Annotated in this window: 13 protein-coding genes and 2 tRNA genes; 8 read left to right on the forward strand and 7 right to left on the reverse strand. The window is 30.9% G+C overall.

Annotation, left to right across the window (positions count from 1 at the left end; genetic code table 11):
• Positions 1-333: 333 nt before the first annotated feature.
• Genes ISS06_02335 through ISS06_02345 form a run of 3 tightly spaced genes read right to left on the reverse strand, consistent with a single transcriptional unit; the run spans position 334 to position 2,852 of the window.
• Positions 334-1,425, reverse strand: a complete 1,092-nt coding sequence (locus tag ISS06_02335) for an FtsW/RodA/SpoVE family cell cycle protein (GenBank protein MBL7054016.1) — start codon at positions 1,423-1,425, stop codon at positions 334-336.
• Position 1,426: 1 nt separating this feature from the next.
• Positions 1,427-2,470 (reverse strand): phospho-N-acetylmuramoyl-pentapeptide-transferase, encoded by a 1,044-nt coding sequence (gene mraY / locus ISS06_02340; protein MBL7054017.1) that lies wholly within the window; start codon positions 2,468-2,470, stop codon positions 1,427-1,429.
• Between the two features lie 4 nt (positions 2,471-2,474).
• Positions 2,475-2,852 carry a hypothetical protein gene (locus tag ISS06_02345; GenBank protein MBL7054018.1) on the reverse strand — a complete coding sequence of 126 codons (378 nt, stop codon included), beginning with the start codon at positions 2,850-2,852 and terminating at the stop codon, positions 2,475-2,477.
• Positions 2,853-2,934: 82 nt separating this feature from the next.
• On the opposite strand from ISS06_02345, the gene rpmA reads away from it, so the two are divergent.
• The gene (gene rpmA, locus ISS06_02350) at positions 2,935-3,219 is read left to right on the forward strand and encodes a 50S ribosomal protein L27 (protein ID MBL7054019.1); all 285 of its coding nucleotides are present in this window, start codon (positions 2,935-2,937) and stop codon (positions 3,217-3,219) included.
• A gap of 54 nt (positions 3,220-3,273) precedes the next feature.
• Here the strand turns inward: rpmA and ISS06_02355 are convergent, their stop codons facing one another.
• Both ISS06_02355 and ruvB read right to left on the reverse strand, forming a co-directional pair.
• A complete protein-coding gene (locus ISS06_02355) occupies positions 3,274-4,491 on the reverse strand; it encodes a S41 family peptidase (protein ID MBL7054020.1) in 1,218 nt (405 codons plus the stop codon).
• Positions 4,488-5,504: a Holliday junction branch migration DNA helicase RuvB gene (gene ruvB, locus ISS06_02360; GenBank protein ID MBL7054021.1), complete on the reverse strand. Its 1,017-nt coding sequence runs from the start codon at positions 5,502-5,504 to the stop codon at positions 4,488-4,490. The genes ISS06_02355 and ruvB overlap by 4 nt, the downstream gene beginning before the upstream one ends.
• Before the next feature lie 55 nt (positions 5,505-5,559).
• Between ruvB and ISS06_02365 the strand changes: the two genes are divergently transcribed.
• A tRNA-Ile gene (locus ISS06_02365) sits at positions 5,560-5,634 on the forward strand.
• Between the two features lie 27 nt (positions 5,635-5,661).
• A complete protein-coding gene (locus ISS06_02370) occupies positions 5,662-5,898 on the forward strand; it encodes a hypothetical protein (GenBank protein ID MBL7054022.1) in 237 nt (78 codons plus the stop codon).
• Positions 5,899-6,071: 173 nt separating this feature from the next.
• Here ISS06_02370 and guaB read toward each other — a convergent pair whose 3' ends face one another.
• Positions 6,072-7,517, reverse strand: coding sequence for an IMP dehydrogenase (gene guaB / locus ISS06_02375; protein ID MBL7054023.1), 1,446 nt, complete (start codon positions 7,515-7,517; stop codon positions 6,072-6,074).
• Between the two features lie 68 nt (positions 7,518-7,585).
• Between guaB and ISS06_02380 the strand changes: the two genes are divergently transcribed.
• From ISS06_02380 to ISS06_02390, 3 genes are all read left to right on the forward strand, one after another.
• Positions 7,586-7,658: transfer RNA gene (locus ISS06_02380), tRNA-Ala, on the forward strand.
• 48 nt (positions 7,659-7,706) lie between these two features.
• A complete protein-coding gene (locus ISS06_02385; protein MBL7054024.1) occupies positions 7,707-9,014 on the forward strand; it encodes a UDP-N-acetylglucosamine 1-carboxyvinyltransferase in 1,308 nt (435 codons plus the stop codon).
• On the forward strand, positions 9,007-9,603 hold the full coding sequence (locus ISS06_02390) for a class I SAM-dependent methyltransferase (GenBank protein MBL7054025.1): 597 nt from the start codon (positions 9,007-9,009) through the stop codon (positions 9,601-9,603). Before ISS06_02385 ends, ISS06_02390 begins: the two co-directional genes overlap by 8 nt.
• Positions 9,604-9,607: 4 nt before the next feature.
• Here the strand turns inward: ISS06_02390 and ISS06_02395 are convergent, their stop codons facing one another.
• Positions 9,608-11,194, reverse strand: a complete 1,587-nt coding sequence (locus ISS06_02395) for a hypothetical protein (GenBank protein ID MBL7054026.1) — start codon at positions 11,192-11,194, stop codon at positions 9,608-9,610.
• A gap of 64 nt (positions 11,195-11,258) precedes the next feature.
• Between ISS06_02395 and ISS06_02400 the strand changes: the two genes are divergently transcribed.
• Positions 11,259-11,816, forward strand: coding sequence for a class I SAM-dependent methyltransferase (locus ISS06_02400; GenBank protein ID MBL7054027.1), 558 nt, complete (start codon positions 11,259-11,261; stop codon positions 11,814-11,816).
• A gap of 845 nt (positions 11,817-12,661) precedes the next feature.
• The gene (locus ISS06_02405) at positions 12,662-12,922 is read left to right on the forward strand and encodes a hypothetical protein (GenBank protein ID MBL7054028.1); all 261 of its coding nucleotides are present in this window, start codon (positions 12,662-12,664) and stop codon (positions 12,920-12,922) included.
• The last annotated feature ends 100 nt before the right edge of the window (positions 12,923-13,022 follow it).

A 13,022-nucleotide genomic window follows, 5' to 3' on the forward strand; every position in this document is an offset into this window, starting at 1 on the left:
CTTAGAGGCCTTGCCCCTAAGTAGATTGCCCCTAAGTAGATTGCCCCTAAGTAGATTACAAATCATTAATCAGTAATAAATAATCAACAACCTTACTTAGAGGCCTTGCCCCTAAGTAGAGTACAAATGATTCACTTAGAGGCCTTGCCCCTAAGTAGAATCAGTAATAAATAATCAACAACCTTACTTAGAGGCCTTGCCCCTAAGTAGAAAATCACTTAGAGTCACTTAGAGGCCTTGCCCCTAAGTAGAATAGAAATCAATAATCAGTAATAAATAATCAGTAATCATTTACTTAGAGGCCTTGCCCCTAAGTAGATATTGATTATGTTTTCATGTTTTTATATGTCTTGAAATATTAGCTACAATGCCAAAAGCCATTAAAAAAACAACCATATTCGTTCCACCATAACCAACTAATGGCAAAGGTGTGCCAGTTAAAGGAATCAACCCTAGCATTGCTCCCATATTAACAAATGTTTGAAATATAAATAAAGAGCCAATTCCAACCAGCAAAAGAAAAGCAAACCTGTCTTTTGATAAAGATGAAATATAAAATATTCTGTAAACAATAAATAAATAAATAAAGACAAGCAAGCTTATCAACAAAAAACCTAACTCTTCTGCCATGACTGCAAAAATCGAATCACTCATTACTTCTGGCAAATAAGCAAACTTTGAAGAAGCATGACCTATACCCTTTCCCCAAAAACCTCCAGAAGAAATAGCTAAAACTGCTTGTTTGACATGATATGCTTGGTCTGAAACATCTGTTGCTCTGCCAAAATAAACACTAATTCTTTGTATGACATATTGTATTTTGGGAGAAACCAGTAAAACCACTGGAATAATCCCTATTCCAGTTAGTGCCAGAAAAATAATCCTACCCCCTGCCACAAAATAAATCACTATAATACTGGAAAGAATTATTAACAATGTTCCAATGTCTGGTTGTTTTACAATTAAAAAAGATATTATAGCCAAACAAGACAACAAAGGAATAAAAACTTTTTTAAAACTTTTAATATATTTGTCTCTTTTTGCTAAAAAAGCAGACATTGAAATCAAAAGAAACAATTTAACAAATTCAGATGGTTGAAAAGTTATTCCAAATATACTTATCCATCTAGCAACTTTATTTCTTGGCTCTCCAATTCCATCAATAAATACAGAAACTAAAAGGGCGATGGAAATAATAAATAAAATAGGAGCGATTTTTTTTAAAAACTTATAATTTAAAAAAGAAAAAAAGCCAAAGAAAAAAAGGCCTGGGATTAAACCAAAAATAATTTGGTGTTTTAAATAAAAATAACAATCATCTGTTTTCCCGCAAGAAACAAAAGCCCCTGACGAAGCCAGGGCAAATAATCCAAATATTAATAAAAGAAATATGGTTGTCAAAAAAACAGAATCTGATTTTTTCATTTTATAAAAATCTATCAAGTAAAAATACAATTAATCCAATAATGGCCATGATCCCACTAATAAGCCATGCTCTTAAGACAATCTTTGGCTCTGGCCAACCAATTGCTTGAAAATGATGATGAATTGGGGTAGATAAAAAAATCTTCTTTTTCCGAAAACGCTTTGATATTGTCTGAACAATAACTGAAAAAGATTCAAAAACAAGAATAAAACCAATTATTGGCAAAATTAAAAATGTATTTGTAAGCATGGCTACAATGCCAAGCGTTGTCCCTAGCGACATGGATCCAGTATCGCCCATAAAAAATCTAGCTGGATAAACATTAAACCAGAGAAAAGCCGCTAAAGAACCACTTATTACAGCACAAAAAACAGCTAAATCAAATTTTTCCTGCACAAAGGCAATAACAGCATAAGCGGCAAAAGAAGTGAGCAACACCCCCCCTGCCAATCCATCAAGACCATCTGTTTCATTAACCGAAAAACTAGTGGCGCTAATAATAAAAATAAAAAGAGGAATATATAAAATGCCAATATGATAACTTCCCAAAAAAGGAATATCTATAATATCCCAACCCAGCTTGAAGAAAAACCACCAGGCACCAAAACAGGCAATTATTGTATATAAAATCAATTTATGACGAACCTTTAGCCCTCCGCCATTACTTCCAATTTTCCTTATATTAAAAAAATCATCAACACAACCAATAATTGCTGATGCAATTAACGCTCCTAGAGGAAGCAGTGTTTGCCCTCTAGATAAAAAATTCAAGTTTTTAAAAATCTCTAACCCAGTAAATTTATATAAACAAAAAATAGTAACTGATATAAAAAATACTGTTCCCCAGATAAGTATTCCTCCCATTGTGGGAGTGCCTGCTTTGTCTTTGTGAAATTTATAAAAAATTGGAGCATTTTTTTCATCACGAATTTTTTTTCCAAAATTATATTTATAAAGAAAATGAGTTAAAATTGGCGTCCATAAAACAGTAATAATAAAAGCAAGAACAGCTAATACAAAAATTTTAATGATATAAAAAAGCATAATCTTATAAGTTAGAAAGATTGCTTATTAAATAAACTGAAACAAATAAACAAATCTGAAAAATTAATAATAATATAATAAGAAAATTAGCCAAACGAACATTTCTTAAAATATAAAGATAAAAAGAAAAGCAAAAATGAATTATCAAAATACAAGAACCAACTAACGGGATAATTAATAGTTTCTGCCATCTGCCAATAAAATCAATTCCCGAGAGAAGATTATAATGCAAAACAACAATTTCTTGTCCTTGAAATTTAACAAAAATATATAACCAAGTCAAAATATTTAAAATAAGTGCCAAAAATATTTGAATAAGATTTTTTTTATCCTTATAAAATTTATTTTTTTGATATTGTTTTAAAATTGACTCAATAGACATCATAAAATTATCTTTATGTTAAATACTTGACAAATTATCTGTCTTGGTTAAACTTTATTTAATATAAAATAAAATATTTCTTATGGCCCATAAAAAAGCAGGCGGTTCAACTAGGTTAGGACGCGACTCAAAAGGACAAAGACTAGGTGTTAAAAAGTTTGGAGGAGAAAGCGTAAATCAAGGAGAAATTATTATCCGCCAAAAAGGAACAAAATTTCATCCAGGAAAAAATGTGAAAAGAGGAAAAGATGACACTCTTTATTCTACTGCACAAGGGTTTGTTTTATTTACAAGGAGAAAAATAAAAAACTTCACAGGAAAATTATGTTGGAAAAAATTTGTTAATGTAAGCTCCAAAAGAAAATAAAAAATTATTAAAAAAATATTTAAAGAATTGATTTGAAAAAATCAATTTTTTTTATTATATTGATTCTTTCAAAATTTCAATAGCTGTATCCATTTGTAAATCTATTTTATTCTCTAAATCTTCTACAGTAATTTTTATATCAATGTCAGGAGATATTCCATTTTCATTGATTGAACGGCCAAGCGGAGTATACCAATAAGCAACAGTTAATTTTAGGGCTGACCCATCTGAAAAGCTATGCAATTCTTGAACAGAGCCCTTGCCAAATGTTTGCTCTCCTATAATAGTAGCTTGATTATAGTCTTGTAATGCTCCTGCCAAAATCTCTGAAGCAGAAGCAGACCCTTGATTAACTAAAATAACTGTTGGGATATCTTTAAAATCACCTGGGCCATTACTTTTATATTCTTTTTTGTACTTGTTTGCATCTGTTGAAAAAGTAATAACGTCATTATCCACCCAATAGCCAGCCATATCAACTGCTGTGTCTAAATATCCCCCCGGATTATTTCTCAAATCTAATAAAAGGGCATCTGGGCTTGCTCTTAAAACAACTGAGCAGATGTCTATAAATGCCTGCCAGGTATCTTCTGAAAAGTGAGACACTTTTATGTAAGCTATTTTTTTATTGCTATCAGGGAATTCCTTCATTTCCCATGATACTGATGTGATTTCAATAACATCTCTAATTATTTCAACATCTTCTGTAAAATTTTTGTTTTTATGCAAAACAGTCAATATTACTGGAGTGCCTTTTATCCCTCTAATTAAATGAACTGCTTCGTCTAACCCCATGCCAAATGTACTCTTGGTATCAATTGCATAAATTTTGTCACCAGCCAAAAGACCTGCCCGAAAAGCAGGTGTGCCAGTTAAGGGAGCTATTACTGTAAGACGATCGTCTCTCATCCCAATTTCAATGCCTATCCCCTCAAAAGAACCCGACATATCATCCATAAACTTTTTTGCTAAATCAGGATTTAAAAAAATTGAATAAGGGTCATCAAGTCCTTGCACAAGGCCCTCTAATGACCCATAAAATAAATCTTTATCAGTCACTGGCTGGTCAACATAGTCATCTTTTACAGCCATCCAAAGTTGTCTGAATAAATCATAATTAATATCAGGGTCAATGTTTTTTGGAACTGGTAAAAAATTTGATTTTGAAATTATTTTATTAGGACTAACATCAATGCCAATTAAAAATCCAACTGTAAAAGAAAAGAAAAAAACGAGTGAGATGTATAATATAAACTTTTTATTTTTAATCATAATAATAAATCTTCTTTATAGCCAAGGTGTTTGTAGGCTAGATTAGTAACTTTACGTCCCCTTGGTGTTCTTTCAAGAAAACCAATCTGCATTAAATATGCTTCATAAATTTCTTCTAAAGAGTTAATGTCTTCGCCAGTAGCGGCTGACAATGTTTTAACTCCTATTGGCCCACCTGAAAATTTTTTAATTAAAATATCTAAAATTTTTCTATCAACATAATTTAATCCATATTTGTCTATTTCAAGTACATCCATTGCATTAAAAACAATGTCTAAATTAATTATATTAACATTTTTTACATGTGCAAAGTCACGAACTCTCTTTAATAAACGATTGGCTATTCTAGGAGTAAATCTTGAGCGCTTAGCAATTTCGAAAGCTGCCTGGTCTTCTATTTTAATTTCGAGAATGCTTGAAGACCTTTTAATAATATCTTTAATGTCTTCTTCTTTATAAAAATCAATCTGAAAAACTGCTCCAAATCTGTCTCTTAATGGAGGAGAAATTAAACTTGGCCTAGTTGTAGCTCCAATCAAAGTAAATTTTGGCAAATCTATTCGAAGAATTTTTGCAGATGGCCCCTTGCCTACTATAATATCTAAAGCATATTCTTCCATGGCCGGATATAATGCTTCTTCTATATTTCTGTTCAATCTATGAATCTCATCAATAAATAAAATTCCTTTATCTTTTAAGTTTGTTAAAATGGCTGCTAAATCACCAACTTTTTCCAAAGCTGGCCCAGATGTAATTTGTATTTGAGAATTCATTTCTTTGGCAATGATATAAGAAAGGGTTGTTTTTCCAAGTCCATGAGACCCATGAAATAATGAATGATCTAAGGCCTCTTTCCTTTTCAAAGCAGCTTTTATAAAAATTTTTAAATTTTTCTTTAATTTATCTTGCCCAATAAACCCGGACAAACTAGTTGGCCTTATATTTAAGTCCACTTTTTTGTCCTCTGGGAGTTCTTGGCTATCAACAATATTTTTTGTTTTAAATTCTGACATAAATTATATTATGTTCTTTACAATTTTTTATTTTCTATTTATAATTACTTAAAGAGCGCGTGTAGCTCAGTGGTAGAGCACTACTCTTATAAAGTAGATGTCGCCGGTTCGATCCCTGCCACGCGCACCACTTTTTAATAACCATATTATATAAACAATGATTATTGGAATTTTAACAACCATGGCTGGCTTTTTAATCATCTGGAAAACAGAATGGCTCTTAATGAATTTGGGCCGTATTAGCTGGGCAGAAAACCATTTAAGAACAGAAGGTGGGTCAAGGATTGCTTATAAATTCATTGGTCTTTGCGGAGTATTTCTAGGAATTTTTATAATGACTGGAATTACTAATGATATTTTATCATGGATTGCTGGCCTTTTTATTAAGAAATAAAATAATTAGTAATTATTGATTAGTGATTAGTGATTATTGATTAGTGATTAGTGATTATTGATTATTGATTAGTGATTAGTGATTATTGATTAGTGATTATTGATTAGTGATTATTGATTAGTGATTATTGATTATTGATTAGTGATTATTAATTAGTGATTATTGATTAGTGATTAGTGATTATTATTTTGTTTCAACCAGCCAACTGATCCTTCATCTTGTCCAGCCTTACTTATAACAATAAATTCTGCCTTTTGCCAAAAATCAACAATATTTTTAGAGCCAGAATAACTCATGCCTGACTGAAGCCCATCAATTAAAGATTGTAAAATTTTATCTACTTTCCCCTTATAGGCGATGCGCGCACTAATACCTTCCGGAGTTCTCTCTGGTCTTTTTTTATTCCCTTCCAAATGTTCTCTCTCAATTGAGACATCCCTAGAAGCAAGTCCTCTGTAAATTTTGACAACCGCACCATTGTCTATAAAATATTTCCCCGGAGACTCTTCTGTGCCAGCCAACAAACTTCCAATCATTACGCTTGATGCCCCTGCCCCAATCGCCTTTGCCAGATGCCCTGAAACCCTTATGCCTCCATCAGAAATGATTGGAATATTATAACGACTAGCAACTTTGGCTGTATCTGTTATGGCTGTAATTTGTGGCACTCCTGCTCCGGCTACAGACCTAGTTGAACAAGCAGCTCCTGGGCCAATCCCAACCTTAAGTGCATCAGCCCCGGCTAATATTAAATCCTTGGCCGCTTTTTGAGTGCAGATATTGCCAGCCACAACATCAATTGTATTTTTATATTTTGTTTTAATACTGGTTAGTAATTCTAAACATTTTTTATGATGACCATGAGCAATATCAATCACAATAACATTTGCTCCTGCTTTTACTAATTTTTTTGTTCTGGACATTCCTTGTTTCAAACCAATAGCTGCCCCAACAATTAAACGACCTGATTTATCTTTGACTGAGTTGATATATTGACTTTTTTTTATAAAATCAGCCGAGGTAATTAGGCCTTTTAACTTGCCTTGTCTGTCAATTAATGGCAATTTTTCTGTTTTATGTTTTAAAAAAATTTTCTTTGCCTGAGATTCTTTCACGTTAGGACTAGCACAAATTAAATCCTGTTTGTTTGTCATTATGCTTGAAACTAGCACATCTTTATCATCTTGAAAGCGGACATCTCTAGCAGTTATTATGCCTTGTAAATATTTATTTTTATCTACCACCAATAATCCGCCTATTTTATACTTATCCATTAATTCAAGTGCTTGTGATAATTTTGCTTGTTTGGAAACAATGATTGGGTTTTTAATAACAAAACTTTCTGCTCTTTTAACTTTAGTAATTTCTGATATTTGTCTTTCTAAAGGCATAAACCTATGTATAATGCCAATGCCTCCTTGCCTTGCCATAGCAATAGCCATTTGTGATTCTGTGACAGTATCCATATTAGCACTAACAATTGGGATGTTAAGTTTGATATTTCTGGAAAATCTTGTTTTAGTGCTAATTTGTTTACGCGAAGAAATGTCAGAATATTTTGGCACAATTAAAACATCATCAAAAGACAGTCCATATTTTATTTTATTTTTATCAAACATAATACTTAACTATTTTAACAAATTATGTTATATTAATAAAGGTATAAGATATTAAAATGAGCCCAAAAGGGCCCTTAGCTCAGTTGGCAGAGCGCCACATTTGCAATGTGGAGGTGACCGGTTCGAGCCCGGTAGGGTCCACCTCCTTTCTCATAACAAAGATATTAATTAAAAAAATAAACTTTATTCATGGACTTTGAAATAAATGGAGGCAAAAAATTATCAGGGACTATTACTACAAATACAGCTAAAAATTCTGCTGTTGTTTTGCTTTTTGCTGCCTTGCTAAACAAAAATAAAACAACATTGATTGGCATGCCTAGAATTGAAGAAGTAAAACGTCTAATCATTGTATTAAAGAGTTTAAAAGTAAAAATAAATTGGGTTGGAAAAAATAATTTAGAAATTATCCCTCCTAAAAAAATAAACATCAAAAACATTAACAAGCAAACAGCCATGAAAACAAGAAGCGTAATCCTGCTACTGGGGCCAATGATTCACTTATTAAAAAAATTTGAAATACCACAACCAGGTGGTTGTAAGCTTGGGCAAAGAACAATCAAACCACATTTTTTTGCCTTAGAAAAAATGGGGGTTAAAATTGAAGCAAGGCCAAAATCATATTCAATTAGAAACAAACAATTAACTCCAGCTAAAATCGTGCTTTATGAATCAGGAGATACTGTTACTGAAAATGCCATCATGGCAGCCAGTCGAATAAAAGGCAAGACAACTATCAAGCTTGCTTCAGCAAATTACCAAGTTCAAGATTTGTGTTATTTCTTAAAAAAACTAGGCATTAAAATAAATGGAATTGGAACAACCACTTTAACTATTTTCGGCAACCCAAACATTGATAAACAAATAAAATACAATCTTAGCGAGGACCCAATTGAATCAATGCTTTTTATTTCTATTGCTGCCACCACTAATTCCAGCTTAACAATAAAAAGATGCCCAATTGAATTTTTGGAATTAGAATTATTAAAATTAGATAAAATGGGTTTTAATTTCAAAATTTTAAAAAAATATAAATCTAAAAATGGATTTACCAAATTAGTTGATTTAAAAACATTTCCATCAAAATTAAAGGCATTAGAAGAAAAAATTTATGCCAGACCTTTCCCTGGACTAAATATTGACAACTTGCCCTTTTTTGTACCAATAGCAACTCAAGCCAAAGGAACAACCCTGATTCATGACTGGATATATGAAGGGCGAGCTTTATATTATATTGAACTCTCTAAAATGAATGCAAATATTATATTAGCAGACCCACACAGAATTTATATAAAAGGACCTGTAAAATTAAAAGCCAGTGAAATCATTTGTCCGCCAGCCTTACGTCCTTCTGCAATTATCTTGATTGCCATGTTGCAAGCCAAGGGAAAATCAATACTACGAAACGTTATCTCGATTTTAAGAGGATATGAATCCTTGGCCAATAGATTAAACAAAATAGGAGCAGACATTCAAATAATTAAAAAAAATGACTGACATGCAAATAACTAGAGGTTATGGATTTTTAGAAAATTTTTTAGCCAAACAAAGAGAAGGAGTCGCCAATAAGTTAATTTTAAACAAATATCGGCAAGGCAGAATCTTGGATATTGGGTGTGGATTATTTCCCCTTTTTTTAACAAATACAAAATTTAAAGAAAAATATGGCTTGGATAAAATTCATTCAAGAAAATTAGAAAAATCTGATGTCTTGTTAATAAATCACGACATTAAACAAGAAAAAAAACTACCTTTTGAAGATAATTTTTTTGATGTTATAACAATGTTAGCCGTGATTGAACATTTTGAAAAAAAATATGCAACATTTACATTAAAAGAAATTTATAGAATATTAAAGCCAGGCGGAACATACATTTTAACAACCCCTAATAAATGGACTCATTCATTGTTAAAAATAATGGCCCGATTAAAATTAATAAGCCAACAAGAAATAGACGAACATATATCAAGATACAATCATAATGATGTTAAAAATATTCTTACTCAAGCAGGATTTGAAAGAAAAAAAATTCAATTAGGATATTTTGAATTTTTTATGAATATCTGGGGAAAAACAATTAAATAAATATTTAATTATATGTTATCTTGAAATTACTCTGGGGGATTTCATATTTATCAATAACCTTTTTATTAAGGTTATTTTTTCTTAAAAAAATAATAATATTGCTATCAACAAAAACAGGCGCCCATTGTGAATCATTAATTCTTGAAATTAAAAATTTTTGTGCCCAAGGAGTAATATCCCTGCGAAAGAAAAAAATTGAATTAAAATCATACAAAGATAATTTTGCTTGCCAGGTTGCTTCATCTGATTGCATTGGAATATAAGTATCTTGAAAAAATTTATTAGGATAAGATGCCGGCCTGTTATCAACAAAAACTTTTTCAATTGGATATAAATGATAAATTAAATATCCGCCAACATCATAATTATTAAAAATAGGCCCTTTTAGATTGTTTTTATTCCAGAAATCTATGGAAGCATTATTGATTGACATTAGTCCAATCCCAAAATTATGTTGTTTGATTAAATTATAATTACCAACCAGCAAACAAAGTATTATTATTAAAAATATTATATTCAAAACAATTGATTGAAGCTGTTTAGATATTTTCTTAAAGTAAAAAACACTACCTCCTATATTAAAAGCAATCACTGGCAAGGCAAAAAAACCAAACAAAGATATGTTTCTATTCATTATCCATGCCATGAAAGAAAAACCTAACATTAAGAAAAAGAGAGCCAGGGAAAATCTTTTTTTATTAAATATTAAAGCATATAAAAAACTTAACAAAGCAACCAAAAATATTATCTTAAAAAACAAATACCCTTGCGTGCCAAAATATCTATCCATAAACCAGATTGACTGATTTTCAATAATTTTATAACCATAATTTGTAACCATATAATAAAAGGGATGCCAAACTCCTTTATAAAAAAATGGATTTACGAATTGAGCCAAATAGCAAATTATAAATATAATTCCATATTTTTGCCTATTGCTTGCCAAAGTTATTCGCCATGTAGATAGAATTTTTGGCTTTTTTTTACTGCTTGGCAAAATTAACTCTTCTAACCAAAAAGCCAATACTATTAATGGCCCTAAAAAGAAAAACACATGTAAGTTGACCCATAATATTTGGAGAATAGGCAATAAAAAAAGTGTTTTATAAGAAATTCTACCTTGTCTATAATTAAGCAATATATATATAAATAAAATACTGAAAAGATAAGAAAAAACTTCTGGACGGACTTCTGTCCTGGTTACTAAAATTGGAATTATTAATAATGATAGAATTATTGTTAAAAAATTATTTGAATATTGACGAGCCAAGATAAAAGAAAATCCAAAAATTATTAATGATAAAATTAAATAAACAATTGATATTCCTGAAAATCCTGAAAGCTTATTAATCCAAAAAAATAAAACGCCAGTTGCCCAATGATGATTAATTGTTCGAACAGTTGGATTTGTATAAGAATAAAAACTAGTAGTCATAACTTGCTTGTTCCCCTCTAATACAAGCTCTCCGTTTTTTAGGTGACGACCAATATCTGAATTAGTCAGATTAATTGGAGTGGCCATTAAAAAACAATACCAGCCAAAAATTAAGAATATAAGCAAAAAAATTAAATATTTGGAAAATATATTCATACATTATATTTTATTATGTTTTTTTAATATTGCCAACACATAATATGGTGTTATAATAATTAATATGATAAAAGATAAGATCCCGGGAGGTAAAAAATTAATTGATGCAAAAACTCTCTTAGAAAAAACAGGCATTGGTAAAAAAATGTCTGTAGCAGATCTTGGCTGTGGGAGAAGAGGACACTTTTCTCTTCAATCAGCTAAATTGGTTGGCCCCCAAGGAGTTGTTTATGCCATTGATATTGTAAAAGACGCTTTAGCTAGCGTAGAGGGAGCTTCTAAGGTTTTTGGCGTAATGAATCTAAAAACAATTTGGGCTGATTTAGAAATTTACGGCTCAACAAAATTAAAAGATGATTCCATTGATTTAGTTATATTAAATAATGTATTATTCCAGACAACCAAAGAAAAAGAGATAATAAAAGAAGGTATAAGAATATTAAAAAAAACAGGCAAATTTTTAATTGTTGACTGGAAAAAATCATCAACCCTTTTCGGGCCTCCAATGGAAAATAGAGTTAGTATTGATGAAATAAAACAAACTACAAGAGAAGTCGGATTAAAATTAGTTAAAGAATTTACAGCCGGACCAAGTCACTACGCCTTGATATTCAAAAAATAACCTACTTAGGATTGCTTGGGATTTGGGCTCCAAGTATTAATAACTGATGTTTGTATGACCTCTGCTTTTTTAGAAAAGAAGAGGATTTGTATTTAGAAGACCATTGGGAAACCAGGGAAAATATTTAATAATTAAAATACTTATTTTTTGCCGAACAAGAAGCAAGGCCTCTTGATGTCAAGTATTGACAAAAACAAAAAAATTTGCTACCATATATATACAATCTAAAAAAGGAGGATACTTTGAAAAAATATACTGCAAGAAGAAAAATGATTCACAGAATCATATCCGGGCCATTATTTATGGCTATTGGGACATATCTCGTGTTTCAAACAAGCGGGGCTGGTTCAACTCCCGGAGAAATAGTTGTCTCCACGATATTATTCCCTGTCTGGTTATTTGGAATAGCAATGACAACATTCGGCATTTATGTCCTTTTTCTTCCATTAATCAGGAAATACGATTTATAAAACAAAGTAAACAAAAGCCGGCTAATTAAAGCCGGCTTTTCCCTTGTTTAAAATAATAAGACACAAAACAACCTTTAATTAAACTTGCCACCAAGTAGGCCCTACTTAGAGGCCTTTACCTCACTTAGAGGCCTTGCCCCTAAGTAGATATTGAGCACGAATCTTACTGAGGGTTTTACTTAGAGGCCTTGCCCCTAAGTAGGGTAGAAATCAATAATCAGTAATCAATAATCAACAACCTCGCTGAGGGTTTTACTTAGAGGCCTTGCCCCTAAGTAGATATTGAGCACAAATATCATGTATTGACAACCGAAGAAGAATTTGTTATTATATTATACACTAAATTATTTAACATAAAAAAGGAGGATAGAATAAATGGATTCAATTAGCTTTATTGAAAACGGATTAAAAATAGAATTCTCAATCGAAAAATTGCCAACCATTAATCACAAGATTAATGAAAAAATTAGTAAGACAATTTTAGAAAAAATGGGAAAAGCAATTGAAAAAAACGCTTCCATAGGAATAATAGAAGAATATACCAAAATCATTAAGGAAAAATTTCCTAACAAAATAAATGATTTTGATAAAATATTACACTATTCCATGGATAATCTAAAAAAAAGCCAACTTTAATTAGTTGGCTTTATCCTTGCTTTTTTAAAAAAAAACTTTATAATATTATTATAACTAACCCATTATAAATAGGTTAGTTATTTGCTAAATTATTAATCTT

The sequence above is a fragment of the Patescibacteria group bacterium genome (genome assembly GCA_016784145.1).
GTDB lineage: Bacteria > Patescibacteriota > Patescibacteriia > UBA2591 > UBA6264 > BS150m-G65.

What these genes read in the sequence shown, in the direction of transcription:
- ISS06_02335 (MBL7054016.1), bottom strand. Translation starts at nt 1,425, where the DNA reads ATGAAAAAATCAGATTCTGTTTTTTTGACAACCATATTTCTTTTATTA.
- mraY (MBL7054017.1), bottom strand. Translation starts at nt 2,470, where the DNA reads ATGCTTTTTTATATCATTAAAATTTTTGTATTAGCTGTTCTTGCTTTT.
- ISS06_02345 (MBL7054018.1), bottom strand. Translation starts at nt 2,852, where the DNA reads ATGTCTATTGAGTCAATTTTAAAACAATATCAAAAAAATAAATTTTAT.
- rpmA (MBL7054019.1), top strand. Translation starts at nt 2,935, where the DNA reads ATGGCCCATAAAAAAGCAGGCGGTTCAACTAGGTTAGGACGCGACTCA.
- ISS06_02355 (MBL7054020.1), bottom strand. Translation starts at nt 4,491, where the DNA reads ATGATTAAAAATAAAAAGTTTATATTATACATCTCACTCGTTTTTTTC.
- ruvB (MBL7054021.1), bottom strand. Translation starts at nt 5,504, where the DNA reads ATGTCAGAATTTAAAACAAAAAATATTGTTGATAGCCAAGAACTCCCA.
- ISS06_02370 (MBL7054022.1), top strand. Translation starts at nt 5,662, where the DNA reads ATGATTATTGGAATTTTAACAACCATGGCTGGCTTTTTAATCATCTGG.
- guaB (MBL7054023.1), bottom strand. Translation starts at nt 7,517, where the DNA reads ATGTTTGATAAAAATAAAATAAAATATGGACTGTCTTTTGATGATGTT.
- ISS06_02385 (MBL7054024.1), top strand. Translation starts at nt 7,707, where the DNA reads ATGGACTTTGAAATAAATGGAGGCAAAAAATTATCAGGGACTATTACT.
- ISS06_02390 (MBL7054025.1), top strand. Translation starts at nt 9,007, where the DNA reads ATGACTGACATGCAAATAACTAGAGGTTATGGATTTTTAGAAAATTTT.
- ISS06_02395 (MBL7054026.1), bottom strand. Translation starts at nt 11,194, where the DNA reads ATGAATATATTTTCCAAATATTTAATTTTTTTGCTTATATTCTTAATT.
- ISS06_02400 (MBL7054027.1), top strand. Translation starts at nt 11,259, where the DNA reads ATGATAAAAGATAAGATCCCGGGAGGTAAAAAATTAATTGATGCAAAA.
- ISS06_02405 (MBL7054028.1), top strand. Translation starts at nt 12,662, where the DNA reads ATGGATTCAATTAGCTTTATTGAAAACGGATTAAAAATAGAATTCTCA.